Raw genomic sequence first — 24,947 nt, 5'->3', positions numbered from 1 at the left:
GTAGCGTGGACAGGATGGAGGCGCAGGAAAAACGCCTTGGGAATTTTAAGTTGCCCGCCACCCGCACTGAGAGTTAACTCACTACTATATTAATAGCACCTCACGCTGGTGGATATTGCGCTAACGGCCTATAGGCACCCAATATCTCAAACGTTACCGATGTCAGCCGGCAGCAGCCCATAGACGCTGGCGTCTTCTGCCACGCCGTTGAAGTACAGGCGGTTGCGTGCATCGCATTCCTTGCGGGCACCGATGGCCTGGGCGACGTGCTGGCTGGCCGCGTTGTGCAGCAGCACCACGATTTCCAGCCGGGTCAGCGCCAGCTCTTTGAAGCCGATGTCGGCCGCCATCCGTGCCGCCGCACGGGCCACGCCACGGCCGGTATGCGGCGTTCCCACCCAGTAGCCCAGGCTGCCCATGCGGTAGGCCGAATTCACGTCATGGATGCCAGTTCCGCCCAGCACTTGGCCGCTCGCCAGGTCAAAAATGCCCAGCGGAAACGCGCTGCCGGCGCGCCACACGTCCTCGCAATAGGCCATCCAGGCCCGGGCTTCCTGCAGGCTGTAGGCGGGCGTGCACCAGGGCATCCAGTACGAGAGCGAATCTATCGATGCGCGCACGGCCGCATAGAAAGCGTCCGCATCCGCAGGGCTGAACGGGCGGACCGCCATCCGGTCGTTGCTGCGCACCACCACCTCAGGCCAGCCCGTGTGGCTGCTCCAGCAAATGCGCCTTCGCCGCCACACCCCGCCATTCGGCGTGGCCAGGCAAGGGCGCGCGGGGCTGGGTGATAGGCCGCCACTGCGGGCTCATGGCCAGGCGGGCGTTCAGGGCGATATAGGGGCGCTGCGCATCGTTCGCCTCGGCGGCGTTGACGATGGCATCCACCGGGCATTCGGCCACGCAGATCGAGCAGTCTATGCAACTGTCCGGGTCGATTACCAGGAAGTTCGGGCCTTCGACGAAGCAGTCCATGGGGCAGACGGCGACGCAGTCGGTGTATTTGCACTGTATGCAGGGTTCGGTGACGATGAAGGGCATGGCGGCATGATCGTAGACGAAGATGACAATCTATCTGGGGCTGCCATCCAAGCAAACGCCCACCGTTTCCCATAGAGAATAGCCGCCTCAGCATCTCTCCTGCACAGCCGCCATGCGCATCTCTTTATGGCCCAATTGCTGTAGCAGCAATACCAAGCCCCTCGGCGCAAGCACACATCCATCAGGACTTTCCATGAGATTTTTTCCACTGCTTGTCGTTCTGCTCGCTATGGCGGGTTGCGCTACGCCACCCAAGCCAGCCCCAATAACGTTGAACTGGGCGGGACTGTATGACAACAAGGCTACGCTTAGCTTGACGCCCGGAATTCGGCACAAACTAGACGCGATTGTTCCCCTTTCTCGGCTTATCGTACGACAAGACCGCATTCCCGCGCAGACCGGAATACTTTTCGGCCTCAACTTCACCATCCCGGGTGCGGTGGCCGGCGACGCGGTGGCGCTACGCCAAGTCATCCGCTTTCCTACCCCTGGCTTGACCAATCCCCAAGGCCAATTGCTTGCGCAAAGCGAAAAGCCACTTGCTGCCAGAACTGGACACCCCTTGACCATCGGCTACCGTTTCCGAGACTGGGAAGTCAAAGAAGGTGAATGGATTTTTGAAATTTGGCGGGATGGGGAATTACTCCTAAGCAAATCCTTTTATGTGACACAGAACGAGCCCGTGCCAGCTGAACAACCGGCATTCCAACGGTTGGAAGATCCACAATGCCCTCTACTTTCTTACCCGGAAAACGCGCGCAAACAGAGAGTCGAAGGACAAACACAGGTGCTGTTCACGATCAGAGGCAACGGCAGCGTGGAGGACGTTTCCTTGCTCGCACGTAGTGGTGCCACGCAAGCCCATGCGCTACTGGATACCACCGTAATCCAAGCGTACAAATCGTGCAGGTTTAACGCAGTACAGGGCATAGAACTTTACTATGCGGGGCAAGCAGTTAGCTGGGTCCTAAAGTAGGAATGTTCCCCACAGCGGCACGGTTGAAAACGAAAGCAACAAAGTAGGCGATCACCGCGCCAGCCAGCTTCACCAAGGCCGGCGCACACCGAATAGCCACAACGCCCGCTAAGCGCATCTAGGGATTGGCAACCAGACACAATCGCGCCGCGATTCGACCGGACGCAGCTCTAGGCACTGCGCACCGGTGTATGGGCCTCCTGAATAGCCTCATACGATCTATGCTGCTTAAACAGGCTGCTGACCCCGAATAAACCTGAGCTGACAGCTGCTATTTACATAGCACCTCACCTTACTTCAGCTCGATCTCGACAAACACAAACTCATAGTTGTTCACGTTGACCACGTTATGCGCCACCCCGGCCGGCCGCGCATACGACACGCCCGCCGTGAGTTGCACTTCGCGCACCCCCGTGGGCTCCTCCAGCCGCAAGGTGCCGGTGGTCAGCGGCACGACCACGTAGTCCATGGCGTGCACATGGTGGCCAGTGTCGGCGCCGGGCGCGAAGCGCCATTCAGTGACGACGGTGCGGTCGTTGTTGACCTGGAGTGTGGGGGTGGCGTGCATGGTGTTTGAAGTATGGAAGAGGCGGCAAAAACGGGCATGCAAAAACGCGGCCAGGTAGCGCCCTGGCCGCTATAGGCACCGATCCCAATCGCAGTGCCCCAGTCTCCAACTCAGCTGTCCAAGCCCCCCAGGCAGATGTACTTCATCTCCATGAATTCATCCAGCCCGTACCTGGACCCCTCGCGGCCCAGGCCCGACTGCTTGACGCCGCCGAACGGCGCTTCGGCGGTGGATATCAAACCGGTGTTGACGCCGACCATGCCCGACTCCAGCTGCTCGGACACGCGCATCACGCGGCCGATGTCGCGGCTGTAGAAGTAGGCGGCCAGACCAAACTCGGTGTTGTTGGCGCGTGCTATGACCTCGGCTTCGGTGTCGAAGACAAAGATCGGCGCCAGCGGGCCGAAGGTCTCGTCCTGGGCGAACAGCATGTCTTCGGTTGCGCCGCCGATGACGGTGGGCTCGAAGAACAGGCCGCCCAAGGCGTGCGGCTTGCCTCCGGCCAGCACCTTGCCGCCCTTGGCCACCGCATCGGCGATGTGTTCCTTGACCTTGGCCACGGCCTTGGCGTCAATCAGCGGGCCCTGGGTCATGCCGGCTTCGACGCCGTTGCCGACCTTCAGCGCTTGCACCTTGGCCACCAGCTTGGTGGTGAAGGCTTCCAGCACGCCGCGCTGCACATACAGGCGGTTCGCGCACACACAGGTCTGGCCGGTGTTGCGGTACTTGGAGATCATCGCGCCATCGACGGCCGCGTCCAGATCGGCATCATCGAAGACGATGAAGGGCGCATTGCCGCCCAGCTCCAGCGACAGCTTCTTGATGGTGTCGGCCGACTGGCGCATCAAGGTGCGGCCGACTTCGGTGGAGCCGGTGAAAGTCAGCTTGCGGACGATGGGGCTTCGCGTCATCTCGCCGCCGATCTGGCTGGCCGAGCCGGTCAGCACCGACAGCAGGCCCTTGGGTACGCCGGCGCGATCCGCCAGCTCGGCAAAAGCCAGGGCGGAGTACGGCGTCTGCGTGGCGGGCTTGACCACCATCGAGCAGCCGGCGGCCAGCGCCGGGCCGGCCTTGCGGGTCAGCATGGCGGTGGGGAAGTTCCACGGCGTGATGGCTGCCGTCACGCCGATGGGCTGCTTGATGGCCATCAGGCGGCGGTCGCCAGTGGGCGCGGGAATCGTGTCGCCGTAGACACGGCGGGCTTCGTCGGCAAACCATTCGATGAAGGACGCCGAGTAGACGATTTCGCCCTTGGCCTCGGCCAGCGGCTTGCCCTGCTCGGACGTGAGTATCAGCGCCAGGTCGTCCTGGTGCTGCAGCATCAGGTCGTTGAGGCGGCGCAGGATGGCCGCGCGGTCTTTGCCCGACACATTGCGCCACTGGCGCTGGGCGGTTTCGGCGGCGGCAATGGCGCGCACGGTCTCGGCCGTGCCGCACATGGGCACGGTGCCCAGCACCTCGCCGGTGGCGGGGTTGGTCACGGGCACGGTTTCGCCGTTGTCGGCATCGACCCAGGCACCGGCGATGAAGGCCTGCTGGCGTAGCAGGGTGGGATCTTTGAGGTTCAGAGTGGTGGTCATCAGGTGATCTTTATGCGGTCATGGCTTTAGAAAGAATGTCCAGGCCTTCGGCCAGCACGCTGTCTTCGATGGTCAGTGGGAACAGGAAGCGGATCACGTTGACGTAGACGCCACAGGTCAAGAGGATCAGGCCCGCGTCGAGCGCGCGCTTCTGGACCAGCTTGGTGAATTCCGGGTCGGGCGAGCCGTCGGCCTTGTTGAATTCCACCGCCACCATGGCGCCCAGGCCACGGATTTCAGCGATCTGCGGCACCTTGGCGCGCAGGCTTTCCAGCCGGGCTTTCAGGGTCTGGCCCAGGCGCTCAGCGCGCTCGCAGAGCTTTTCTTCTTCCAGCACGTCCAGCACCGCGTGGGCCGAGGCAATCGCCAGCGGGTTGCCAGCGTAGGTGCCGCCCAGGCCGCCAGGGGCCGGTGCGTCCATCACTTCGGCGCGGCCGCAGACGGCCGACAAGGGCATGCCGCCGGCCAGGCTCTTGGCCATGGTCATCAGGTCGGGCACGACGCTGTGGTGGTCCATGGCGAACATCTTGCCGGTGCGGGCAAAGCCTGTCTGAATTTCATCGGCGATCAGCAGAATGCCATGCTGGTCGCACAGCGCGCGCAGCGCTACCAGCAGCTCGGAAGGCATCACATAGAAGCCGCCTTCGCCCTGAATCGGCTCGAGGATGATGGCCGCCACCTGGGTCGGCTCGATATCGCATTTGAAGATCTGCTGGATGGCGTTCAGCGTGTCCTGCACCGTCACCTCGTGCAGCTCGGTCGGCGCCGGCACATGGAAGATGCTGCCGGGGAAGGGGCCGAAGCCGACCTTGTAAGGCACGACCTTGCCGGTCAGCGCCATGCCCATGAAGGTACGGCCATGGAAGGCGCCGGTCAGCGCGATCACGCCGGGGCGGCGGGTGGCGGCGCGGGCGATCTTGATGGCGTTTTCCACGGCTTCGGCGCCGGTGGTGAAGAAGGCGGTTTTCTTGGCGTGGCTGCCCGGCGTCAGCGCGTTCAGGCGTTCGGCCAGGTGCACCGAGCTTTCATAGGGCACGACCTGGTAGGCGGTGTGGGTGAAGCGCTCCAGCTGCGCCTGGATGGCGGCGATCAGCTTGGGATGGCGGTGCCCGGTGTTCAGCACCGCGATGCCGGCGGCAAAGTCGATGAAACGGCGGCCTTCGACGTCCCACAGCTCGGCGTTCAGCGCGCGGTCGGCGTACATCGGCGTGCCTATGCCGACACCGCGTGGGGTGGCGGCAGCGCGGCGCGCATCCAAAGCGGCGTTGGAAGCAGGTTCGGTGCGGAAGTGCTGGGTGTCGGTAGCGGTGTTCATGGTTTCCTTGCGGGCAATGGAGTAGACGTGGGCAAAGTTTAGAATCGATTTGGCCCCAAAATTAGAACCAATACTGAATACTTTATGGAACCAATTAGGCGCAAAAACCTGGCCAAGCTGGCGCCCAAGGCCAGCACCCTGCCGGACTTCGTGCTGCGCCAGTTCGACCAGCAGAGTCCGCAGAACGACCACCGCCAGCTGTACAGCATCCTGCAAGGCGGCATCCGCCAGCAGGTGCTGGCGGCCGGCACCAAGCTGCCGCCGACCCGGGTACTGGCGCAGGCGCTGGGCATCGCCCGCAATACCGTGGTGCATGTCTACGAGCAGCTGGCGCTGGAGGGCTATGTGCAAGCCGGTGTCGGCCGCGGCACCTATGTAGCCGCGATCGGCCCGCGCCTGGTGGACCGCAGCGCGGCCCAGCCAGCGGCCAGCGGCGCACGCACCGCCCTGCTGTCACGCCGCGGCAGCCAGCTGGTGCGCGACAGCAAGGCCGCGCCGCTGCAGTGGGGCGCGTTCACCCCCGGCGTGCCCGAGGTGCGCATGTTCCCGTCCCAGGTGTGGAGCCGCCTGCAGGCCCGGATGCTGCGCCAGCACACGCCCGACCAGCTGACCTACGCCACCGGCCCGGGCGACGCCGGCCTGCGCCAGGCGGTGTCCGAATACCTGCAGGGCACGCGCGGCGTGGTCTGCAGCCCCGAGCAGGTGGTGATCACCAGCGGCACCCAGCAGTCGCTGCACCTGGTGGCGCAGCTGCTCAGCGACGTTGGCGACAGCGCCTGGCTGGAAGACCCGGGCTACTGGGGCGCGCGCAGCGTGTTCCGCGCCCATGGGCTGCAGCTGGAGCCGGTGGCCGTCGATGCCGAAGGCATGGCGCCGTCGCCCGAGCAGCTGCGCCAGCCGCCGCGGCTGATGTTCGTCTCGCCCTCGCACCAGTACCCGGTCGGCGCGCTGATGGGCCACGGCCGGCGCCAGCAGCTGCTGGACTACGCGGCGGTGCACGGCGTCTGGGTGGTCGAGGACGACTACGACAGCGAATTCCGCTACGGCACCCGGCCACTGCCGGCACTGCAAGGCCTGGATGCGCACGGCCGGGTGGTCTATCTGGGCACGTTTTCCAAGACCTTGTTCCCGGCGCTGCGCATCGCCTACCTGGTGCTGCCGCCGGACCTGGTGGACGGCTTTGCGCGCGCACTCAACGAGCTGTTCCGCGAAGGCCAGACCCTGCAGCAGGCGGTGCTGGCGCGCTTCCTGGCCGAAGGCCATTACGCCAGCCACATCCGGCGCATGCGCGGGGTCTACAGCGCCCGGCACGACGCGCTGATCCATGCCATCCAGCAAGAGTTCGGCAGCCAGCTGCCGGTGATTGGCGGCGACGCCGGCCTGCACCTGGTGCTGGGCCTGCCCCAGCATGTGGACGACGCCGCGGTAGCCCAGGCTGCGCTGCGCGCCGGCGTGACGACGCGGCCGCTGTCGCTGTACTACCTGCGCCAGCCGGCCGCCACCAAAGGCTTGCTGCTGGGCTACGGCGCGGTGCGCGAGGAAGAAATCGGCCCCAGCTTCGCCAAGCTGGCCCAAGTGGTGCGAGGTTTTTTTATGAGGTAACCCTGGCGACTATGGAGCCGGCGTTGGCTACCCATAATCCGCCCATGGGACACCTCTACCTTGTGCGCCACGGCCAGGCCTCGCTGGGGGCTGCGGACTACGACCAGCTGAGCCCGCTAGGCCAGCAGCAGAGCGTGCGCCTGGGCGAATATTTCGCCAGCAAGAGCATCCAATTCGAAGCCGTGCTGACCGGCACGCTGCGCCGCCACACCCAGACCTATGCCGGCATCTGCCTGGGCAGCAACACGCACCTGGTCGCCCTACCCTGGCCGGGGCTGGACGAGTACGACAGCGCGGCGCTGATCGCCGCCATCCACCCGGCGCCGCTGCCGCCACCCACCGAGCCCGAAGCCTACCGCCAGCACTTCCGGCTGCTGCGCGATGGCTTGACCCAGTGGATGAACGGCGTGCTCAGCCCCCACGGCATGGCCCGCTACGAAGACTTTCGCCACGGCGTGGTCAGCGCGCTGGACCATGTGCGCCGGCAGTACCGCGGCAATGTGCTGATCGTCAGCAGCGGCGGGCCGATCTCTACCGCCGTCGGCCACATCCTCGGCACCACGCCCGAGACCACCATCGCGCTGAACCTGCAGATCCGCAACAGCGCCATCACCGAATTCGTCTTCACGCCCAAACGGCATCTGCTGCAGACCTTCAACACCCTGCCGCACCTGGAGCATGCGGACTACGCCAGCTGGGTCACTGCGGCCTGATTGCTATTTAATCCATAGCTGGTAGCGCAGATAAAACCTGCGCCAGCGGCCTGTTTCTTATAAATTTTCGGCGTCAACCCGCTCGGCCAGCAAGGTCTGCGCCGCAGCCTTCACCGCCTGCGTCAGCCGCTGGGCCGACACCGGCTCGCGCTCCCAGTGGTGCCAGTACAGCGCCACGTCGACCGTGCGGCCGGGCAGCAGTTCTTCCAGCGGCAGACGGCCGACGCGGCGCGCCAGGAACTGCTCGGGCACCATGCCCCAGCCCATGCCGTACTCCAGCGCGCTCTCGAACGCATCCACCGCCGGCACAAAATGCCGCGGGTACTGGGGCGAGGCCAGGCCGAAATGCTGGGCCAAGAACGCATCCTGCAGAGCATCCTTGCGGTCGAAGATCAGGGCCGGCTGGGCCAGCAAGCGGTGCACCGACACTGCGCCGGCTCGGGTGCGGCACTTCTGCAGCAGCGCGGGTGCCACCATGGCGCGGTAGCGCATCACGCCCAGCGGCTCGGCCAGGCAACCGCGCATGGGCTGGGCCAGCGCGCTGACGCAGCCGATCACGTCGCCGGACTGGAGCGCACCGAGGGTGTGGTCCTGGTCGTGGATCGCTATGTCCAGCAGCAGCCGGTAGCGTGCCAGCGTGGCTGCCACGCCGGGCAAAAACCAGCTGGCCAGCGAGTCGGCATTCACGGCCACGCCCAGGCTCTGCCAGGGGCTGTCGGCGCCGCCCTGGGCCCGGCTGCTGGGCAGGCCGTGGACCAAGTCGGCCTCCATCAGCCGCAGCTGCTTCACATGTGCCAGCAGGGTCTGACCGGCCGGCGTGGCGCGCACCGTCTTGCCGCGCACCAGCAGGCGCTGGCCGAGTGCGGCCTCCAGCCCCTTGATGCGCAGCGACACCGCGGCCAAGGTCAGGTTCAGCGCCTTGGCCGCCGGGCCGAAGCCACCTTCTTCCAGCACCGCGGCCAGGGCTTCGAGTTGTTTGACATCCAGCATAGTTAAAAATTAATTGCAGGATTGAAGTTTAATTTAGTTGTGTTTAACCATGGGCTGGTATGCGGGACACTGCGGGCCTACTCCGACCGAAAGCCCGCCATGTCCACCGTCTTCCTCACCCCGGCCTTCAGCGCCGGCCTGCTGCTCAGCCTGTCGCTGATCATCGCCCTGGGGCCGCAGAACGCCCATGTGCTGCGCATGGGGCTGACGGGCCAACATGTGTGGACCACGATTGCGGTCAGCATCGCCTCGGACATCGGGCTGATCGGCATCAGCGTACTGGGCCTGGCGCAGCTGGGCGGCCTGTCGGACAAGCTGCAGGGCGCGATGGTTGGCGCGGGCATCCTGTTCCTGCTGTACTACGGCTACCAGGCGTTCACCCGCTTCCGCACCGGCTCCACCAACACCCAGGCGGCCCTGCTGCCCGCCGCGGCGATGACCCGGCGCCAGGCGGTGATGGCGGCGCTGGCCTTTGCCTGGCTGAACCCCCATGCCTGGCTGGACACCGCCGTGCTGATCGGCACCGCATCGCTGGCCTGGGGCCGGCCCGGCAATGCGGTGTTTGGACTGGGCGCTGCGACGGCGTCGGTGCTGTGGTTTGGTGGCCTGGGCTTGGGCCTGGTGTGGCTGGGCCAACGGCTGCGCAAGCCGGCCCTTTGGCGCGCGCTGGACGGGCTGGTGGCCGCCATGATGTGGGGCACAGCCTGCGTGCTGGCCTGGGGTTTGCTCTAGTTTTTAATATCAAAGATAGGAGCATCTTGCGCAGGTTTAATCTGCGCTAGTGGCTGATTTCATGCCTGAAAAATCAGCCTAAATCGGGGGTATCCACCAAGGTGGACAGCGGCAGGTCGGCAATCTCCTGCAGCAGCAAGGCCAGCTGCTGGCCCGACGCATCGACCAGCGCCTGGCCTTTGGCAGCGGTGGCCGCCGCCGCATTGCCAGCCGCGCCCGTGGCGTTGTAGTCCTGCATCTGCCAGCCCAGCTTGGCGCTTTTGCCGTTGCCGAGGATCGGGTATTTGGCAGCGCGGTCTTGCGAGCTGGATTGGAAGTCGCGGGCCTGGTCCATGCGCACCCATTGCGGACGCAGGGCCAACATCATCGAGGTTTCCACATCGCCGGCATGCACGCCGAAGCGCTGCTCCTCGGCGCTGAACGGGCTGTTCGCCGCGCCCAGCGGCAGGTTGAACCAGCTGGCGCTGTAGACCAGCAGACCATGCTCGGTGCGCAGGGTGCGAGCCACGATGTCCATCAGGCTGACCTGGCCGCCGTGGGAATTGAAGATCAGCAGCTTCTTCACGCCGCTGCGTGCCACGCAGGCGCCGAGCTCAGTCCAGATGCGGATCACCGTTTCGCTCGACAGCGTCAGCGTACCGGGAAAGCGCTGGTGCTCGGGGCTGAAGCCCACCTGCTGCGTGGGCAGCACCAGCACCGAGGCGTCGGCCGGCAGATGCGGCAACGCGGCTGCCACCACGCCATCCACCAAGGTGGTGTCCACGCTCAGCGGCAGGTGCGGTCCGTGTTGTTCGGTGGCGGCCACCGGCAGCACGGCGACGGTGCGGGCGGCGTCGAGCTGCGCGAAGTCGCGGGTGGTGAGGTCGGCCCAGAAGCGTTGTGTGGCGTGCATGGCCTGGATTTCACCACAGGCTGCGGCACCACTCCAGCACGCGCGGGTCCATGTCGTGCAGCAAGGCCCACACGGCCACTCCGGCCAGGGCCGCGCCCGCGATCCGCATGCCCCAGTCCTTGCGCAGGGGACTGCGCCAGGCTTGTAGGCGCAGCCAGAGCCAGGGCCCGGCCACCAGGGTGATGCTGCTGCCCAGCGCGAACAAGGCCATGGACAGCGCACCGTCCAGTAGGCCGCCGCTCAGCGACGCGACCAGCAGGGCCGAATACAGCAGGCCACAGGGCATCAGCGCCCAGGCAGCCCCTGCCACCAGCAGCCAGCGCCGCCCGGCCACCCGGGAGCGCACACGGGTCCAGATCTGGCGGCCTGCGCCGTCCACCCACAGCGGTTGCCGCGCCAACACCAGCAGCATGCCGCCCCAGACCAGCACGGCGACATGGAACAGCGTCCACACCGGGCGCAGCACCGCCGATTGCTCGGCCAGCCAGGCCAGGTTTTGCACAGCTGCCGCGGCCAGGCCACCCGCCAGCGTGTAGCCCAGCAAGCGCCCGGCCTGCAGCTGCAGCATGCCGCGCGGCGCACCCGCCACGCGCACCACGCCCGCACAGGCCGCGCCGCACATGGCGGCGCAGTGCGGCCCGCCGGCCAGGCCCATCAGCAGCGCGGTCCAGGCCAGGGAGGTCTGCATGGCGCAGTCAAATAATCCGAGAGAAACGCGCGCGGTTCTGGTCGGCCTGCAGGTAGCGGTCGAACACCATGGCGGCGGCGCGCACAAAGAACCAACCCGTTGGAGTGACCTGGATGCTGCTGGCATCGATGCTGACCATGCCGGCGTCGACCAGGGGCTGCAGGGCATCCAGCTCGGCGGCGAACATGGCTTTGAAGTCCACCAGGTAGGCCAGCTCGATGGATTCGAACTGCACCTCGCCCTGGCACATCAAGGCCATGATGACGGCGCGGCGCACCAGGTCGTCGCGGTTCAGCGCCAGGCCGCGTACCACGGGCAGCTGGCCCTGGTCGAGCTTGTCGCAGTACTCCTCCATGGTCTTGGCGTTCTGGCTGTAGGTGGCACCCATGCGGCCGATAGCGGACACGCCCAGGGCTATCAGGTCGCAGTCGGGTTGGGTGCTGTAGCCCTGGAAGTTGCGGTGCAGCCGCCCCTGGCGCTTGGCCACGGCCAGCGCGTCATTCGGCAGGGCGAAATGGTCCATGCCCACGTAGACGTAGCCGGCACCCATCAGCGTGTCCAGCGCCTGCGCCAGCATGCTGAGCTTGGCCGCCCCCACCGGCAGCTCGGACTTGAGGATGCGGCGCTGCGGCTTGAAGCGCTCGGGCAGATGGGCGTAGGCGTACAGCGCAATCCGGTCGGGGCGCAGCTCGACCACCTGCTCCAAGGTGCGCGCAAACGAGGTCGGCGTCTGCCGCGGCAGGCCGTAGATCAGGTCGGTATTGATGGACTCGAAACCCAGCGCCCGCGCGGCTTCGACCAGGGCAAACACCTGGTCGGCGGGCTGCACGCGGTGCACGGCCTTTTGCACATCGGCATCGAAGTCCTGCACACCAAAGCTCAGGCGGTTGAAGCCCAGCGCCGCCAAGGCGGCCAGGCGGGCCGGATCGACGGTACGCGGGTCGACCTCGATCGCATATTCGCCGCCCGGCGCCAGGGTGAAATGGCGGCGCAGCATCTGCATCAGCTGACCCAGCTCGGCGTCGCTCAGAAAGGTGGGGCTGCCGCCGCCCAGGTGCAGCTGGCTGACCACCCGGGCGCCGCCCAGCTCGGCGGTGTGCAAGGCCATTTCGCGCTCCAGGTACTGCAGGTAGGCAGCGCCGCGCTCATGGCGTTTGGTAATGATCTTGTTGCAGGCGCAGTAGTAGCACAGCGACTCGCAAAACGGGATGTGCACGTAGACCGACAGCGGTAGGCTCTGTGCGGCGGCCCGGCGCAGGCGCAGAGCCCGGGCATAGTCGTCGGCCGTGAACGCCTCGACAAAGCGATCGGCCGTGGGATAGGATGTGTAACGCGGCCCTGGCACGTCAAAACGGCTGAGTAGATCTGGCGTAACGCGGGTCATAAAGGGCACTCTGGTTGCATATGCCCAATGTGCCGTGAACGCCGCCCGCTTTCCTTGACCTGGATCAAGCCGGTTTCAGATACTTCTATACACAATATAAGTTCTTATAAGCCCTTTCGGTTTTGAATAAGCCGATACTCCGCGCATGAACCCTATAGCCATCAAAGTTGCCTGTTCGAACTGCAATCTGCGTGAACTGTGCATGCCGTTGGGGCTCAACCAAGACGAGTTGGACCGCATCGACAGCCTGGTCGCCGTGCGGCGCAAGGTCAAGCGCGGTGCCACGCTGTTCCGCAATGGCGAGACTTTTACCGCGCTCTACGCCATCCGCACCGGCTTCTTCAAAACCTCGATCACCACCGAGGACGGGCGCGACCAGGTGACCGGCTTCCAGATGGCCGGCGAGATCATTGGACTGGACGGCATCGTCAACGACCACCACACCTGCGATGCAGTAGCGCTGGAGGATGCCGAAGTCTGCGAAATGCCGTTTGAGCGCATCGAAGAGCTGTCACGCGAAGTCAACGCCTTGCAGCGCCATGTGCACAAGATCATGAGCCGCGAAATCGTGCGCGAGCACGGTGTGATGCTGCTGCTGGGCAGCATGCGGGCCGAGGAGCGGCTGGCGGCGTTTTTGCTGAACCTGGTGCAACGCCTGCATGCACGCGGCTTCTCGGCGCTGGAGCTGGTGCTGCGCATGACGCGCGAAGAAATCGGCAGCTACCTGGGCCTGAAGCTGGAGACCGTGAGCCGCACTTTCTCGAAGTTCGTCGAGGACGGCATTGTCGAAGTCAAGCAGCGGCATATCCGCATCCTGGACACCGAAGCGCTCAAGCGCATCGTCAATCAGCAGACGCAGGCCTGTCTGTAGGCTGCGCCACCAGCAGCGCCAGGCTGGCGACCAGCGCCGTCACCCCCCAGAACCCGAAGAACGCCAGGCTGTACACACTTTGCCGTGACAGCTCCAGCGACTGTCCCTGCCATTGCAGGCTGTAAGGATCGACCACGGCAAACACCAGGGCCTCCAGCACACAGGCGCCCAGGAAAGCCGGCCACAACACGCTGATGGTGCGCTGCGCTGTCATTGGGCAGCGCTCACTTCTGCGGCACCGCGCCGGCAGGCGTGGCCGCATGGTTGCGCCCCTGCATCGCCGGCGCCAGCGAACCCTGTGCCGCCAGGGTCTTGTTGATATTCACACCCTGGCGGTAGTAGTCCTGCGCCAGCACCGGATCTTGCTGGCTGAAGGCGATCCAGGCTGTGACCACGGCAGCCACCACCACCACCAGAGGCCCGGAGATCACCAGCCACACATGGCCGTATTTCCACCAGGGTTGCACAGGTTCTGTAGACATAAACTTTCTCCTCAACGTAGAAGTTAACGCGGCACGATGAAGGTGGATTTTTCCGACACACGGTGTTCCCCGTCGGCGGTTTCTATGTCGAACACCACCGGGTGTGGGCCCGGGGTAGCCGAGCCATAGGGAATGTGCAAGCGCACGGCCACCCAGCGCGACTGCACGGCATCCACTTCCAACCATTCCTCAGACGCCAATACCAATCCATCCAGTCCATGTGCCGACAACCGGTAGCGCTGGGGCGACTCGGTGGCGTTCATGACCTGCAGGCGGTAGACGTTCTCCAGCTGGCCACCGGCCACAATGCGCGACAGAGCGGCGCGGTCGCGCACCACATCCACCTTCAGCGGTGTGCGCAGCAGCAGGCTGGCCAGCAGGACGGCGGCAATCGTCCACAGTACCGCGGTGTAGATCAGCACACGGGGCCGCAGCACACGGCGCAGCATCTGCCGGGCCGACCAGCCCTGGGCGATGCCGTTCTGCGTGGCAAAGCGGATCAGGCCGCGCGCATAGCCCATCTTGTCCATCACGCCATCGCACACGTCCACGCAAGCGGCGCAACCTATGCACTCGTACTGCAGGCCCTCGCGGATGTCGATGCCGGTGGGACAGACCTGCACGCACAGCGTGCAGTCCACACAGGACCCCAGGCCCAGGGCTGCCGGATCGGCCTTGCGCGAGCGAGCGCCGCGTGGCTCGCCGCGGGCCGTGTCGTAGCTGACGATCAGCGTGTCCTTGTCGAACATCGCGCTCTGAAAGCGGGCATACGGGCACATGTACTTGCACACCTGCTCGCGCAGAAAACCGGCGTTGCCATAAGTGGCGGCACTATAGAACAGGCCCCAGAACACCTCCCACGAGCCAAAGCTGCCGCTCAGCGATTCCTGCAGCAGCTCTTGCGTGGGCGTGAAGTAAGACACGAAGGTAAAACCAGTCCACAGCGACAGCAGGATCCAGACCGCATGCTTGGCCCACTTCTTCCAGAGCTTGCGCACCGACAAAGGCCCTCCGTCCAGCCGCATGCGCGCCGTGCGGTCGCCTTCAATATGGCGCTCTATCCACATGAAGATTTCGCTGTACACCGTCTGCGGGCAGGTAAAGCCGCACCAGAGCCGCCCGGCCACCGCGGTGAACAAAAACAGCGCCAGCGCCGACACCACCAGCAAGCCGGTCAGGTAAATGAAGTCCTGCGGGTACAGCACCAGATTGAAGATGTAGAAGCGCCGCGCACCCAGGTCGAACAGCACGGCCTGGCGCTCGCCGTACTGCAGCCAGGGCAGGCCGTAGTACACCAGCTGGGTCAAGAACACCATGGCCCAGCGCCAGCGGGCGAACAGGCCTTGCACCGAGCGCGGGTAGATCTTCTGCTGCGCGGCGTACAGCGACACCATGTCCCCATCGGCCGGCACGGCGGCGATGGGAATGGTCTTGCGGGGGCTGGGCGCGCGCATGGGCTGCTTACGGGGTGACCGCGGGCTTGTTCGACAAGCCCCACACATAGCTGGTCAGCACATGGATCTGCGCCTCGGTCAGCTTGCCTTGCTGGGCCGGCATCTGGTTGGTCTTGCCGTTGTTGACCATGGCCACGATGGCCGCCTCGCCCCAGCCGTGCAGCCAGATGTCGTCCGACAAATTGGGGGCACCCAGGGCCGGGTTGCCCTTGCCGCCCACGCCATGGCAGGCGGCACAGACGCCGAACTTGGACTTGCCCAAAGCGGCACGCAGCGAGTCGTGCGGGCTGCCCGACAGGCTGAGCACGTAGTTGGCCACGTTCTTCACGTCGTCCGGCGTACCCACGGCTGCGGCCATCGGTGGCATCTGGCCGATGCGGCCCTGGTGCAAGGTTTCCGATATCTTTTCCGCGCTGCCGCCGTGCAGCCAGTCGGCATCGGCCAGGTTCGGAAAGCCCTTGCTGCCGCGGGCGTCCGAGCCGTGGCACTGGGCGCAGTTGTTCATGAACAGCCGCTCGCCCACGGCCATGGCCTGCGCGTTGCCGGCAAGCTTTTCGGGGGGCAAGGCGGTGAAGTTGGCATACAGCGGCGCCAGCGCTTGGTTGGCCTCGGTTACCTCGCCCTCGTACTCACCCACCTGGGTCCAGCCCAGCGTGCCCTTGTAGCTGCCCAGGCCCGGGTAAACCACCAGGTAGCCGATGGAGAACAGCACGGTCAGGATGAACAAGCCTACCCACCAAATGGGCAGCGGGTTGTTCATCTCGCGCAGGTCTTCGTCCCATACGTGGCCGGTGGTGTTGTCGCTCTGGAACGGTACTTTCTTGCGCGCAGTGATCCACAGCAACAGCAGACATGCGGCAATGCTGACCACCGAAATGCCGGCGACAAATAACGACCAGAAATTGCTGGTGAAATCACTCATGGGGATGTCCTGTTAGCCGTCAATCTTGTAGAAAAGGAAGCTGCGCTGCTTCGTCAAACCGGGCTTTGTTGCGGCGCGAAAAAGCCCAGACCCAGATACCGATGAAGGTGATGAAGCTGCAGACGGTGGCGATAACGCGCAAGGTGGTGACGTCCATGGTGGGCTTTCTGAATCAAGGAGCGCTGGCGGGTGCAGCGGGGGCAGGAGCAGCGGCGGCCTGCAGGGCCAGCTGGTCGGTCAAGGCCCGGCCCAGCACCTGCAGGTAGGCGATCAGCGCGTCTTGCTCGGTCTTGCCTTGCACGGCCTCGGCGCCACCGGCGATCTCTGCATCGGTGTAAGGCACGCCCACGCTGCGCAAGGCCTTCATGCGGGGCGCTACCACGGCCGGCTCGACCATGGCTTTTTCCAGCCAGGCGTAGGCGGGCATGTTCGACTCGGGCACCACGTCGCGCGGGTTGTTCAGGTGGATGCGGTGCCATTCGTCGCTGTACTTGCCGCCCACGCGGTGCAGGTCGGGCCCGGTGCGCTTGCTGCCCCACTGGAACGGGTGGTCGTAGACGAACTCGCCGGCCACCGAGTAGTGGCCGTAGCGCAGGGTCTCGGCGCGGAACGGGCGGATCATCTGCGAGTGGCAGTTGTAGCAGCCCTCGCGCAGATAGATGTCGCGGCCCACCAGCTGCAGAGGGGTGTAGGGCTTGAGGCCGGTGACCGCCTCGGTGGTGGACTTCTGGAAGAACAGCGGCACGATCTCGACCAGTCCGCCTACGGCGACCACCAGCAGAATCAGCACGATCATCAGGAAGTTGTTGGTCTCGATCTTCTCGTGCGAGAACAGCGGAATGGGTTTGTTGTTGTCAGCCATGTTCTTGTCCTCAAGCGTGGGCAGGTTGGAACGCAGGCACGGGTACCAGCACCGAGCGCCCGGAGATCGCCGTCATCCACACGTTCCAGGCCATCACCAGCATGCCGCTCAGGTACAGCAGGCCCCCGACCATGCGCACCACATAGAACGGGAAGGTGGCTTTGACGCTCTCCACAAAGGTGTAGGTCAGGGTGCCGTCGGTGTTCACCGCGCCCCACATCAGGCCCTGCATCACGCCGGCAATCCACATGGCGGCGATGTAGAAAACAACGCCGATGGTGGCCATCCAGAAATGCAGCTCGATGGCCTTGATGCTGTACATGGTCTTGCCGCCGAACATGCGCGGGATCAGGTAGTACAGCGAGCCCATGGTGATGAACCCGACCCAGCCCAACGCCCCGGAATGCACATGGCCTACGGTCCAGTCGGTGTAGTGGCTGAGCGCGTTCACCGTCTTGATGGCCATCATCGGGCCCTCGAAAGTGCTCATGCCGTAGAACGACAGCGAGACGATCAGGAAGCGCAGGATCGGGTCATCACGCAACTTGTGCCAGGCGCCCGACAGCGTCATTACGCCGTTGATCATGCCGCCCCAGCTGGGCGCCAGCAGGATCAGCGAGAACACCATGCCCAGCGACTGGGTCCAGTCCGGCAGCGCGGTGTAGTGCAGGTGGTGCGGGCCGGCCCACATATAGGTGAAGATCAGCGCCCAGAAGTGCACGATGGACAGGCGGTACGAGTACACCGGCCGCTCGGCCTGCTTGGGGATGAAGTAGTACATCATGCCCAGAAAGCCGGCCGTCAACAGAAAGCCCACCGCGTTGTGGCCGTACCACCACTGCACCATCGCGTCCTGCACACCGGCATAGGCCGAGTAGGACTTCATCCAGCCCGCGGGCACCTCGGCGCTGTTGACGATATGCAGCAAGGCCACGGCGATGATGAAGGAGCCGTAGAACCAATTGGCCACGTAGATGTGTTTGACCCGGCGCCGGCCTATGGTGCCAAAGAACACGATCGCATAGGCCACCCACACCACGGTGATCAGGATGTCGATGGGCCATTCAAGCTCGGCGTATTCCTTGCCGGTGGTATAGCCCATGGGCAGGCTGATAGCCGCAGCCACGATGACCGCCTGCCAGCCCCAAAACACGAAGGACGCCAGCGGCGGGCAGAACAGCCGCACCTGGCAGGTGCGCTGGGCCACATACAGGCTGGTGGACATCAGGGCGCAGCCGCCAAACGCAAAAATTACCGCGTTGGTATGCAGCGGCCGCAAGCGGCCATAGCTGAGCCAGGAGATGCCGAAGTTCAGCTCCGGCCAGGCCAGCTGCGAGGCAATGATGACCCCCACCAACATGCCCACTACGCCCCAGACCACCGACATGATGGCGAACTGCCGCGCTGCCGTATCGCTGTAGACCTCCGGCGGAGCCATTTGTGTATTCGTAAAAGCCATGGGCACCTCATTTGTGTTCATGGCAGTGTCCAAGCCTTGACCCAAAGACACTTTGATTCAAGTCAAGTCAATGTCACTTAGGCCGCTCGCGATAAGCGGCCCCGGTATTCTTCAAGAACACCGCAGAACTGGCTTTGCCAGGCTGCTGGTGTTGCCCCCAGCCTGTCGTAGATGTTTTGCAAACATCTACGAGGGGGGTTGGCGAAAACATGCGTTATCGACCTATTGGGTCGATTCCGGGCAGTGTGTAGCCTGGGGGTGAGCAATCCCGTCAATCGTTGTGCAGAATCCGCTCGCCTTCTTGCTCGATGTTTTCAAACTGGCCCTGGAAAATGGCCAACCACAGCCCACCCAGGATCAACAGCACCAGCACCACCGACAAGGGGATCAACAGATACAGGATGTCCATCCGTGCTCCCATACCGTTTTGCTATGCAATACATAGCTGCTTGCGCAGGTTAAATAAGCGCTAGAGGTAGTTTTCATATAAAAACTAGCCGCGCGACAAGCGGGCCGCATTCAACACCACCAGCAGCGAACTCAGCGCCATGCCCAGGCCCGCGGCCCAGGCGGGTAGCCAGCCGGCCAGCGCCAGCGGCACGCAGACCGCGTTGTAGGCCGCGGCCCAGAGCAGGTTTTGCCGCACCACGCGCAGCGTGCGCCGAGCCATCAGCAGGGACTGCGGCACCACGTTCAGCGCATCGCCGGTAACCACCAGGTCGGCCTGGCGCTGGGCCAGCGGCACGGCCTGGCCAAAGGCAAACGACACATGGGCGCCGGCCAGCACCGGGCCGTCGTTCAGCCCGTCGCCGACCATGGCCGCGCAATGGCCCTGGGCTTGCAGCGCCTGCAGATGCTGCAGCTTGTCCTGCGGCGAGCAGCCGCCGCGGGCCAGCGCAATGCCCACCTGCGCGGCCACCCGCAACGCGGCTGCCGCGTTGTCGCCCGACAGCAGCTCGACCCGGATGCCAGCGTCACGCAGCGACTGGATCGCCGGCACCGCATCGGGCCGCACGTCCTCCGACAAATCAAACGTAGCCAGCCAGCCCTGCGCATCGCTGAGGTGCACCTGCTGCTGGGCCGGGTCCGCCGGCACGCCGCAAAACCGCGCCGCGCCAAAGCGGTAGTGCGGGCTGCGCAGGCCTTGGCCAACGACCTCCTCCACATCTTCCACCGGCTCGGCCGGCAGGCCCAGCGCCTGGGCTGCGGCGACCACCGCACGCGACACCGGGTGCAGCGATTGGCGGGCCAGCGCTGCCGCCAGGGCCAACGCGCGCTGCGCCGACACATCGGCCCGGTGGTGGGTGGTGACCACGGCCATGCCGTCGCGGGTCAGGGTACCGGTCTTGTCAAACACCACGGTGTCCACCTGGGCCAGGTTTTCCAGCGCCTGCAGGCGCCGCACCAGCACGCCCGACTTGGCCATGCTGCCAGCCGCCGCCAGCAGTGCCGCCGGCGTGGCCAGCGACAGCGCGCACGGGCAGGTGACCACCAGCACCGCCACCACCACCATCAGCGCATGGCCAGGGCCGGACGGCCACCACAGCACACCCGCCAGCGCGGCGGCCAGCAGCACGCCCCACAGGAACGGCCGCGCCACCCGGTCGGCCAGCTGCGCCAGCCGCGGCTTCTGGCTGGCGGCCTGGGCCATCAGTGCGACGATCTGGGCGAAGCGAGTGCTGGCGCCCAGCTGGTCCACATGCAGCTCCACTGGAGCGCTCAGGTTGTAGCTGCCGGCCAGCACGGCGTCACCCACCGCGCGGCCCAGCGGCCGGGATTCGCCGGTGAGCAGCGCCTCGTCCACCTGGGTACGGCCTTGCAGCACGGTGCCGTCGGCCGGAAAGGCCTCGCCCGGCAGCACGCGGATGTGGTCGCCGGTGTGCAGCCGCCGCACGGCCACACGCACGAACGCGGCGCCGTCCCAGCGCTCCACGCTGTCGGGCAGGCGGCCGATCAGCGCCTCCAGCGCGCCGGCGGTGCGGTCGCGCAGGCGCAGCTCCAGCCAGCGGCCGGTGAGCAGGAAGAACACGAACATGGTCAGCGAGTCGAAGTACACCTCGTGGCCCAGCAGGCCGTCGGGGTCGAAGGTGCCGGCGCTGCTGACGGCAAAGGTCACGGCCATGCCCAGCGCAGCCGGCAGGTCCATGCTGATGCGGCGCTGCAGCACGTCGCGCCAGGCATTGGCAAAGAACGGCCCGCAGGAGAACACCAGCACCGGCAGGGTCAGCACCCAGGAGGCCCAGCGCAGCAGCTGGGCCATGTCGGCCGTCATCTCGCCCGGCCCGGCCACATAGGCAGGCATGGCGTACATCATCACCTGCATCATGCACAGGCCGGCCACCAGCCAGCGCCACAGCGCCCGCCGTTGCTCGACCTGGCGGCGCTGGCGCTCGCCGGCGTCCAGCGCCGGGATCGCGTGGTAGCCGGCCTGCGCCACGGCGGCCAGCCACTGCGAAGGCCGGGTCTGCGTGGCCGACCAGACCACCCGCGCCCGCCGGGAGGCCGCGCCCACCTCGGCCAGGCGCACGCCGGGCACGGCGCGCAAGGCCTGCTCGACCGACAGCGCGCAGGCTGCGCAGTGCATGCCGTCGATCAGCAGTTGCGATTCCTGGTAGGCCGGCCAGTCGCTGGATGGCTGGCTGAACGCAGCCCATTCGCCGGGTTCGTCCAGCCAGTCGCGGGTTGGCAGGGAGGAAGGCGCAAGGGTGGCAAGCATGGGGCCTAGCGTAGCCGTGTAGGACGGGGCCGCATTTGATGTGGATCAACCCCAGAGCCGATAAATAGGACTAATCTATCGGTCTAGTCCACTACCGGAGATCACCATGTACAAATGCATTCTTGTCGCTACCGACGGGTCGGAACTCTCGCAGCTGGCGGTGACCAGCGGCATCGACCTGGCCAAGCTGACCGGCGCCAAGCTGGTCATCGCCAAGGTTGTGCCGTTCTATGCGCGCAGCTATTTCGAGGGCTCGATTCCCGTGAGCATGGACGAGCTGGCACGCATCGAACAGCAATGGTCTGACGACGCCTTGGTCGTGGTGGACGCCGACAAGGCCCGTGCCGAGGCCCAGGGCGTGAACGCCAAGGCCGTGGTGGTGAAGTCGGACCTGGTGGCCGAGGGCATCATTGCCGCCGCCACCCAGCACCAGGCCGATTTGATCGTGATGGCCTCGCACGGCCGCCGCGGCATCAAGCGCCTGCTGCTGGGCAGCGAAACCCAGCAGGTGCTGACGCACTCGCACACGCCGGTGCTGGTTTTACGCTAAATCGATGGCTGGCGCATATATAGCTTGCACCAGCAGCTATCAAACGTATAGCATTCGAAAAGCCCGTACCCCGTCTGGGCAAGTATAAAGGGGAACCCTCCCGCGCATCCAGCCTCCAAGCTGGAGCGGCGGGGCCGGTTCCTCTATTTTCGAAAGGTTGTGCTATGGCGTTAGGCTGGTTTTCACTGCTCAAAACCGTACCCTGGGCGGAGGTGATCGCCACCGCACCGGTGGTGGCCGAAGGCGCCAAAAAGCTCTGGAAAACCGTCTCCAAGAAGCCGGTGACAGCCCCCGCCCCGGCCTCGGTGGTGCTGGCCACCGAGGGCGACATCCTCAGCCAGCTGCAGGCCCGCATCGCCACCCTGGAAGCCACCACCGCCGAGCTGCATGCGCAAATGCAGGACTCGACCGAGCTGATACAGGCCCTGGCCACCCAAAATACCGAACTGGTGCAGCGCGTAGAGGCCAACCGGGTGCGGCTGCGCTGGGTCAGCCTCGGCCTGGTGCTGCTGGCGCTGGTGTTTGCCTACACCCTGAAAACAAGCGTCTAACCCCCAGGAGTCCACCATGTACATCCCGCCCGGCTTCAACACGGTCACGCCCTACTTCTTTGTGCGCAACGCCGATGCGTTTGTGGACTTCCTGGTCCAGGGGCTGGGCGGCAGCGAAACCGGCCGCACGCTGCGGCCCGATGGCTTTATTGCTAACGCCCAGGTGCAGATCGGCGGATCGGCGGTGATGGTCAGCGAAGCCAGCGACCACTACCCGCCGATGGCCGCGGCCTACTACCTGTACGTGGAAGACGCCGACGCGGCGATGGAGCGGGCGCTGCAGCACGGCGCGGTGCTGCAGATGCTGGTGGCCGACATGCCCTACGGCGACCGCCAGGGCGGCGTACTCGACCCGCACGGCAACATCTGGTGGATTTCGCAGCGCACCGTGCAGGCGCCCTATTCCGATTGAATCGACTGAACTGTGCCGGCCAAGGCCGCACGCAGCCGGGGCTGGGCGAGGTCCAGGCCCAACTGGCTAGCCAGCGCCAGCACCGGTGCCAGCCGCCGCTGCTTTTTCTGCGCGTGGTTCTGCGCAATGTCGGCCAGGCGGTGGGCCAGAAACGGATTCAGCAGGCGTTCACGCAAGTCCACCAGATAGGCCAGGGCCGCATCGCGCTGGCCCAGTGCTTCGAAGACCGGCACCACCTCTTCGGCCCATAGCGACTCCAGCGCGGCGCGCAGGGCCGGGTCGTTCATAGCCTGCTGCACCGTCTCGTCGGCCGCGCGGCCATCGACCAGCCAGCGCTCGGCCAGGTAGGTATGGCCGGCGTTTAGCAAGAACAGCTTGAGCCGCTCGTGGTGGTCCAGGTCGTCGGTCAGGACGATGGCCTCATGCTGGCAGGGCAGCACCAGCCGGTCCTGCTTTTCCACCGCCCACAGCGCATAGGGCTCGGCCACCGCACCCACCGGGTCCAGCGCCTCGGAGACGATGCGGTCGACCAGCGAATTGGCCCAGACGCAGTGTTGCCGCAGCCAGGCAATGAACTCAGCCGGCAGTGCCCAGGCAGCGGCCAGCCCGCAAACCACCTCGCGCAGCGCGTCGCCGTTGCGCTCGATCAGCTCGCAGGGAAAGATCGACAGAGGCGCGGCCGGCTGCTGCTGCCAGCGGTGCCGCAGCAGCACCAGCAGCTTGGCCGGGAAGCTGCGCGGCACACGGGCTGCAGAGGCCAAAAGATCGGGGCCGTCCTGCGCATCCAGCTGGTAGCCGCGGTCGGCGGTGTTCGAGACGATCACCTGGACCTCGCCAGCCATTGCGTCCAGCAGTCTGGGCCAGTCCACATCGGCCTGCCAGGCTTGGCGCACGGCGTTGCAGGTGACGGTGCTGTCGATACGCTCGCCGCGCAGCAGGCCTCGCAGATGCACCGGGTAGCCAGCGCCCTGGGCCAGCGCCGCCACGCGCTGCGCGCTGGCCGGGTTGCTGGTGGTCTGCACCACGGTGATCCCGCCCAGCGCCTGGCCGCGCGCCAGCGCCTGCGAAACGAACAGGTCCACATGCGCCTGCAGAAAGCGGCTGGTGCCGAACTGGAGTATGGGCTGACCCATGGCGCTGGGCTTCAGCATTCGACGATGGCCTTGACCACGCCCTGGGTCGGGTCCAGCAGCTTCTGGAAGCCGGTCGGCACATCGGCCAAGGCCAGGCGGTGGGTGTTCAACGCAGCATCCGGGATCTGGCCGGCGCGCATGGCCTGCAGCACGGTTTCAAAATCTTCGGTGGTGGCGTTGCGGCTGCCCAGCAGCGTGGTCTCGCGCTTGTGGAATTCCGGGTCCGAGAAAGTGATGTTGGCGCCCACCACTGAGATCAGCACATAGGTGCCCGCATGGGCGACAAATTGGAAGCCGCGCTCCATGGCCTGGGGGTTGCCGGTGGCGTCAAAGACCACGTCAAAGTATTCGCCATCGGTCAGCGCGGCCAGTTGCGCCTCGTCGTCCGGGCCGATCTGCACGGCGGCCGGAACGGCCAGCTGCTTGGTGCAGAAATCCAACCGGTCGCGCCGGGTATCCAGCGCCGTGACCACTGCGCCGCGCAGCTGGGCGAAGATCATCGCCGCCATGCCGATAGGCCCGGCGCCGACCACCAACACGCGCTGGCCGGCTTGCACCTGGCCGCGGCGCACGGCGTGCGCGCCGATGGCCAGGAACTCGACCATGGCCGCCTGGTCCAGGGTCACGCCCTCGGCCTTGTGCACAAACGCCTGGGGCACGGTGAGGTATTCGGTAAAAGCGCCGTCGCGGTGCACGCCCAGCACCTGGATGTTGACGCAGCAGTTGGTCTTGCCCTGCCGGCAGGCCACGCATTTCCCGCAGGAAAGATAAGGCATGACGTAGACCGTGTCGCCGGCGGCCAGATGGCTGCCGGCCGGTGCCTGCTCAACGATGCCCGACAGCTCGTGCCCCATCACCCGCGGGTAGCTGAGGAACGGCTGCTTGCCGGTAAAGATGTGCAGGTCGGTGCCGCACACACCCACGCGTTTGACGCGCAGCAGCACCTCGTCTTCGCCGCGCAGCGGCATGGAGCGGTCTTCGGCGCGCAGCGTGCCCGGCGTTTCGCAAATCACGGTCAGCATGGAAATCCTTCAGTTCAGTTCAAAAATGCGCT

28 protein-coding genes are annotated in these 24,947 nt (G+C 65.5%); 8 read left to right on the top strand and 20 right to left on the bottom strand.

The genetic code is table 11. The annotated features are described in order from the left end of the window. Positions 1-146: 146 nt before the first annotated feature. Both BLT66_RS20575 and fdxA read right to left on the bottom strand, forming a co-directional pair. Positions 147-689, bottom strand: a complete 543-nt coding sequence (locus tag BLT66_RS20575; RefSeq protein ID WP_218922639.1) for a GNAT family N-acetyltransferase — start codon at positions 687-689, stop codon at positions 147-149. A 7-nt stretch (positions 690-696) separates the two neighbouring features. After that, entirely contained in the window at positions 697-1,041 is a 345-nt protein-coding gene (gene fdxA / locus BLT66_RS20570; protein ID WP_092760625.1) for a ferredoxin FdxA, read from the bottom strand. Positions 1,042-1,234: 193 nt separating this feature from the next. Here fdxA and BLT66_RS20565 point away from each other — a divergent pair, with 193 nt between their 5' ends. Beyond that, positions 1,235-2,017: a TonB family protein gene (locus BLT66_RS20565; RefSeq protein WP_176955120.1), complete on the top strand. Its 783-nt coding sequence runs from the start codon at positions 1,235-1,237 to the stop codon at positions 2,015-2,017. Between the two features lie 292 nt (positions 2,018-2,309). On the opposite strand, the gene BLT66_RS20560 is transcribed toward BLT66_RS20565, so the two are convergent. The 3 genes from BLT66_RS20560 to gabT form a co-directional block, all read right to left on the bottom strand. Next, entirely contained in the window at positions 2,310-2,585 is a 276-nt protein-coding gene (locus BLT66_RS20560) for a cupin domain-containing protein (RefSeq protein ID WP_092760621.1), read from the bottom strand. A 110-nt stretch (positions 2,586-2,695) separates the two neighbouring features. Next, the gene (locus BLT66_RS20555; RefSeq protein ID WP_092760619.1) at positions 2,696-4,165 is read right to left on the bottom strand and encodes an NAD-dependent succinate-semialdehyde dehydrogenase; all 1,470 of its coding nucleotides are present in this window, start codon (positions 4,163-4,165) and stop codon (positions 2,696-2,698) included. A 10-nt stretch (positions 4,166-4,175) separates the two neighbouring features. Further along, the gene (gabT, locus tag BLT66_RS20550) at positions 4,176-5,480 is read right to left on the bottom strand and encodes a 4-aminobutyrate--2-oxoglutarate transaminase (RefSeq protein WP_255407019.1); all 1,305 of its coding nucleotides are present in this window, start codon (positions 5,478-5,480) and stop codon (positions 4,176-4,178) included. An 84-nt stretch (positions 5,481-5,564) separates the two neighbouring features. Between gabT and BLT66_RS20545 the strand changes: the two genes are divergently transcribed. Together BLT66_RS20545 and BLT66_RS20540 are read left to right on the top strand one after the other, a co-directional pair. Then, positions 5,565-7,082, top strand: a complete 1,518-nt coding sequence (locus BLT66_RS20545; RefSeq protein ID WP_092760617.1) for a MocR-like pyridoxine biosynthesis transcription factor PdxR — start codon at positions 5,565-5,567, stop codon at positions 7,080-7,082. Between the two features lie 44 nt (positions 7,083-7,126). After that, positions 7,127-7,795: a histidine phosphatase family protein gene (locus BLT66_RS20540; protein ID WP_092760615.1), complete on the top strand. Its 669-nt coding sequence runs from the start codon at positions 7,127-7,129 to the stop codon at positions 7,793-7,795. Positions 7,796-7,852: 57 nt separating this feature from the next. On the opposite strand, the gene BLT66_RS20535 is transcribed toward BLT66_RS20540, so the two are convergent. Further along, a complete protein-coding gene (locus tag BLT66_RS20535) occupies positions 7,853-8,785 on the bottom strand; it encodes an HTH-type transcriptional regulator ArgP (protein WP_092760613.1) in 933 nt (310 codons plus the stop codon). A gap of 99 nt (positions 8,786-8,884) precedes the next feature. Between BLT66_RS20535 and BLT66_RS20530 the strand changes: the two genes are divergently transcribed. Further along, on the top strand, positions 8,885-9,517 hold the full coding sequence (locus BLT66_RS20530) for a LysE/ArgO family amino acid transporter (RefSeq protein ID WP_092760611.1): 633 nt from the start codon (positions 8,885-8,887) through the stop codon (positions 9,515-9,517). 73 nt (positions 9,518-9,590) lie between these two features. Here BLT66_RS20530 and BLT66_RS20525 read toward each other — a convergent pair whose 3' ends face one another. From BLT66_RS20525 to hemN, 3 genes are read right to left on the bottom strand one after another with little or no spacing between them, the layout of a single operon-like run. After that, positions 9,591-10,409 (bottom strand): creatininase family protein, encoded by an 819-nt coding sequence (locus tag BLT66_RS20525; protein ID WP_092760609.1) that lies wholly within the window; start codon positions 10,407-10,409, stop codon positions 9,591-9,593. Positions 10,410-10,419: 10 nt separating this feature from the next. Continuing rightward, positions 10,420-11,097, bottom strand: coding sequence for a sulfite exporter TauE/SafE family protein (locus tag BLT66_RS20520; RefSeq protein ID WP_092760607.1), 678 nt, complete (start codon positions 11,095-11,097; stop codon positions 10,420-10,422). 7 nt (positions 11,098-11,104) lie between these two features. Continuing rightward, complete coding sequence (gene hemN / locus BLT66_RS20515; RefSeq protein ID WP_092760605.1) at positions 11,105-12,481, bottom strand: oxygen-independent coproporphyrinogen III oxidase; 1,377 nt, start codon at positions 12,479-12,481, stop codon at positions 11,105-11,107. A 145-nt stretch (positions 12,482-12,626) separates the two neighbouring features. Here hemN and fnr point away from each other — a divergent pair, with 145 nt between their 5' ends. After that, positions 12,627-13,352, top strand: a complete 726-nt coding sequence (gene fnr, locus BLT66_RS20510) for a fumarate/nitrate reduction transcriptional regulator Fnr (RefSeq protein WP_092760603.1) — start codon at positions 12,627-12,629, stop codon at positions 13,350-13,352. On the opposite strand, the gene BLT66_RS20505 is transcribed toward fnr, so the two are convergent. The 9 genes from BLT66_RS20505 to BLT66_RS20465 form a co-directional block, all read right to left on the bottom strand. Beyond that, the gene (locus BLT66_RS20505; RefSeq protein ID WP_092760601.1) at positions 13,324-13,566 is read right to left on the bottom strand and encodes a hypothetical protein; all 243 of its coding nucleotides are present in this window, start codon (positions 13,564-13,566) and stop codon (positions 13,324-13,326) included. The genes fnr and BLT66_RS20505 overlap by 29 nt on opposite strands. 10 nt (positions 13,567-13,576) lie before the next feature. Next, entirely contained in the window at positions 13,577-13,834 is a 258-nt protein-coding gene (locus BLT66_RS20500) for a FixH family protein (protein ID WP_092760599.1), read from the bottom strand. A 23-nt stretch (positions 13,835-13,857) separates the two neighbouring features. Beyond that, positions 13,858-15,288 carry a cytochrome c oxidase accessory protein CcoG gene (gene ccoG / locus BLT66_RS20495; RefSeq protein WP_092760597.1) on the bottom strand — a complete coding sequence of 477 codons (1,431 nt, stop codon included), beginning with the start codon at positions 15,286-15,288 and terminating at the stop codon, positions 13,858-13,860. A 7-nt stretch (positions 15,289-15,295) separates the two neighbouring features. Then, the gene (gene ccoP, locus BLT66_RS20490) at positions 15,296-16,210 is read right to left on the bottom strand and encodes a cytochrome-c oxidase, cbb3-type subunit III (RefSeq protein WP_092760595.1); all 915 of its coding nucleotides are present in this window, start codon (positions 16,208-16,210) and stop codon (positions 15,296-15,298) included. A gap of 19 nt (positions 16,211-16,229) precedes the next feature. Next, positions 16,230-16,367 carry a cbb3-type cytochrome oxidase subunit 3 gene (locus tag BLT66_RS20485; RefSeq protein WP_092760593.1) on the bottom strand — a complete coding sequence of 46 codons (138 nt, stop codon included), beginning with the start codon at positions 16,365-16,367 and terminating at the stop codon, positions 16,230-16,232. Between the two features lie 15 nt (positions 16,368-16,382). Further along, a complete protein-coding gene (gene ccoO / locus BLT66_RS20480) occupies positions 16,383-17,072 on the bottom strand; it encodes a cytochrome-c oxidase, cbb3-type subunit II (RefSeq protein WP_092760591.1) in 690 nt (229 codons plus the stop codon). A 10-nt stretch (positions 17,073-17,082) separates the two neighbouring features. After that, positions 17,083-18,552 carry a cytochrome-c oxidase, cbb3-type subunit I gene (gene ccoN / locus BLT66_RS20475; RefSeq protein WP_369821622.1) on the bottom strand — a complete coding sequence of 490 codons (1,470 nt, stop codon included), beginning with the start codon at positions 18,550-18,552 and terminating at the stop codon, positions 17,083-17,085. Positions 18,553-18,802: 250 nt separating this feature from the next. After that, complete coding sequence (gene ccoS / locus BLT66_RS20470) at positions 18,803-18,940, bottom strand: cbb3-type cytochrome oxidase assembly protein CcoS (RefSeq protein WP_092760589.1); 138 nt, start codon at positions 18,938-18,940, stop codon at positions 18,803-18,805. Between the two features lie 84 nt (positions 18,941-19,024). After that, on the bottom strand, positions 19,025-21,247 hold the full coding sequence (locus tag BLT66_RS20465) for a heavy metal translocating P-type ATPase (protein WP_092760587.1): 2,223 nt from the start codon (positions 21,245-21,247) through the stop codon (positions 19,025-19,027). Positions 21,248-21,353: 106 nt separating this feature from the next. Here BLT66_RS20465 and BLT66_RS20460 point away from each other — a divergent pair, with 106 nt between their 5' ends. The 3 genes from BLT66_RS20460 (at position 21,354) to BLT66_RS20450 (ending at position 22,760) form a co-directional block, all read left to right on the top strand. After that, positions 21,354-21,797 carry a universal stress protein gene (locus tag BLT66_RS20460; RefSeq protein ID WP_092760585.1) on the top strand — a complete coding sequence of 148 codons (444 nt, stop codon included), beginning with the start codon at positions 21,354-21,356 and terminating at the stop codon, positions 21,795-21,797. Between the two features lie 164 nt (positions 21,798-21,961). After that, on the top strand, positions 21,962-22,348 hold the full coding sequence (locus BLT66_RS20455; RefSeq protein WP_092760583.1) for an ABC transporter C-terminal domain-containing protein: 387 nt from the start codon (positions 21,962-21,964) through the stop codon (positions 22,346-22,348). Positions 22,349-22,364: 16 nt separating this feature from the next. Next, entirely contained in the window at positions 22,365-22,760 is a 396-nt protein-coding gene (locus BLT66_RS20450; protein ID WP_092760581.1) for a VOC family protein, read from the top strand. Here the strand turns inward: BLT66_RS20450 and BLT66_RS20445 are convergent. Together BLT66_RS20445 and BLT66_RS20440 are read right to left on the bottom strand one after the other, a co-directional pair. Next, positions 22,748-23,893 (bottom strand): mannitol dehydrogenase family protein, encoded by a 1,146-nt coding sequence (locus tag BLT66_RS20445; RefSeq protein ID WP_092760709.1) that lies wholly within the window; start codon positions 23,891-23,893, stop codon positions 22,748-22,750. The genes BLT66_RS20450 and BLT66_RS20445 overlap by 13 nt on opposite strands. Before the next feature lie 11 nt (positions 23,894-23,904). After that, positions 23,905-24,915, bottom strand: coding sequence for a zinc-binding alcohol dehydrogenase family protein (locus tag BLT66_RS20440; protein ID WP_092760579.1), 1,011 nt, complete (start codon positions 24,913-24,915; stop codon positions 23,905-23,907). Positions 24,916-24,947: the final 32 nt, after the last annotated feature.

It is taken from the genome of Rhodoferax sp. OV413 (assembly GCF_900104385.1).
Classification (GTDB): domain Bacteria; phylum Pseudomonadota; class Gammaproteobacteria; order Burkholderiales; family Burkholderiaceae_C; genus Rhodoferax_B.
This window is presented reverse-complemented; position numbering and strand designations above follow the sequence as displayed.

Excerpts from the sequence above, each read along its gene's own strand:
- BLT66_RS20455 (WP_092760583.1), top strand. The coding sequence starts at position 21,962 with ATGGCGTTAGGCTGGTTTTCACTGCTCAAAACCGTACCCTGGGCGGAG.
- BLT66_RS20545 (WP_092760617.1), top strand. The coding sequence starts at position 5,565 with ATGGAACCAATTAGGCGCAAAAACCTGGCCAAGCTGGCGCCCAAGGCC.
- BLT66_RS20540 (WP_092760615.1), top strand. The coding sequence starts at position 7,127 with ATGGGACACCTCTACCTTGTGCGCCACGGCCAGGCCTCGCTGGGGGCT.
- BLT66_RS20525 (WP_092760609.1), bottom strand. The coding sequence starts at position 10,409 with ATGCACGCCACACAACGCTTCTGGGCCGACCTCACCACCCGCGACTTC.
- gabT (WP_255407019.1), bottom strand. The coding sequence starts at position 5,480 with ATGAACACCGCTACCGACACCCAGCACTTCCGCACCGAACCTGCTTCC.
- ccoP (WP_092760595.1), bottom strand. The coding sequence starts at position 16,210 with ATGAGTGATTTCACCAGCAATTTCTGGTCGTTATTTGTCGCCGGCATT.
- BLT66_RS20460 (WP_092760585.1), top strand. The coding sequence starts at position 21,354 with ATGTACAAATGCATTCTTGTCGCTACCGACGGGTCGGAACTCTCGCAG.
- ccoG (WP_092760597.1), bottom strand. The coding sequence starts at position 15,288 with ATGCGCGCGCCCAGCCCCCGCAAGACCATTCCCATCGCCGCCGTGCCG.
- BLT66_RS20565 (WP_176955120.1), top strand. The coding sequence starts at position 1,235 with ATGAGATTTTTTCCACTGCTTGTCGTTCTGCTCGCTATGGCGGGTTGC.
- BLT66_RS20530 (WP_092760611.1), top strand. The coding sequence starts at position 8,885 with ATGTCCACCGTCTTCCTCACCCCGGCCTTCAGCGCCGGCCTGCTGCTC.
- BLT66_RS20555 (WP_092760619.1), bottom strand. The coding sequence starts at position 4,165 with ATGACCACCACTCTGAACCTCAAAGATCCCACCCTGCTACGCCAGCAG.
- BLT66_RS20485 (WP_092760593.1), bottom strand. The coding sequence starts at position 16,367 with ATGGACGTCACCACCTTGCGCGTTATCGCCACCGTCTGCAGCTTCATC.
- BLT66_RS20465 (WP_092760587.1), bottom strand. The coding sequence starts at position 21,247 with ATGCTTGCCACCCTTGCGCCTTCCTCCCTGCCAACCCGCGACTGGCTG.
- BLT66_RS20560 (WP_092760621.1), bottom strand. The coding sequence starts at position 2,585 with ATGCACGCCACCCCCACACTCCAGGTCAACAACGACCGCACCGTCGTC.
- ccoO (WP_092760591.1), bottom strand. The coding sequence starts at position 17,072 with ATGGCTGACAACAACAAACCCATTCCGCTGTTCTCGCACGAGAAGATC.
- BLT66_RS20440 (WP_092760579.1), bottom strand. The coding sequence starts at position 24,915 with ATGCTGACCGTGATTTGCGAAACGCCGGGCACGCTGCGCGCCGAAGAC.
- BLT66_RS20500 (WP_092760599.1), bottom strand. The coding sequence starts at position 13,834 with ATGTCTACAGAACCTGTGCAACCCTGGTGGAAATACGGCCATGTGTGG.
- hemN (WP_092760605.1), bottom strand. The coding sequence starts at position 12,481 with ATGACCCGCGTTACGCCAGATCTACTCAGCCGTTTTGACGTGCCAGGG.
- BLT66_RS20520 (WP_092760607.1), bottom strand. The coding sequence starts at position 11,097 with ATGCAGACCTCCCTGGCCTGGACCGCGCTGCTGATGGGCCTGGCCGGC.
- fdxA (WP_092760625.1), bottom strand. The coding sequence starts at position 1,041 with ATGCCCTTCATCGTCACCGAACCCTGCATACAGTGCAAATACACCGAC.
- ccoN (WP_369821622.1), bottom strand. The coding sequence starts at position 18,552 with ATGAACACAAATGAGGTGCCCATGGCTTTTACGAATACACAAATGGCT.
- fnr (WP_092760603.1), top strand. The coding sequence starts at position 12,627 with ATGAACCCTATAGCCATCAAAGTTGCCTGTTCGAACTGCAATCTGCGT.
- BLT66_RS20450 (WP_092760581.1), top strand. The coding sequence starts at position 22,365 with ATGTACATCCCGCCCGGCTTCAACACGGTCACGCCCTACTTCTTTGTG.
- BLT66_RS20445 (WP_092760709.1), bottom strand. The coding sequence starts at position 23,893 with ATGGGTCAGCCCATACTCCAGTTCGGCACCAGCCGCTTTCTGCAGGCG.
- BLT66_RS20535 (WP_092760613.1), bottom strand. The coding sequence starts at position 8,785 with ATGCTGGATGTCAAACAACTCGAAGCCCTGGCCGCGGTGCTGGAAGAA.
- BLT66_RS20505 (WP_092760601.1), bottom strand. The coding sequence starts at position 13,566 with ATGACAGCGCAGCGCACCATCAGCGTGTTGTGGCCGGCTTTCCTGGGC.
- ccoS (WP_092760589.1), bottom strand. The coding sequence starts at position 18,940 with ATGGACATCCTGTATCTGTTGATCCCCTTGTCGGTGGTGCTGGTGCTG.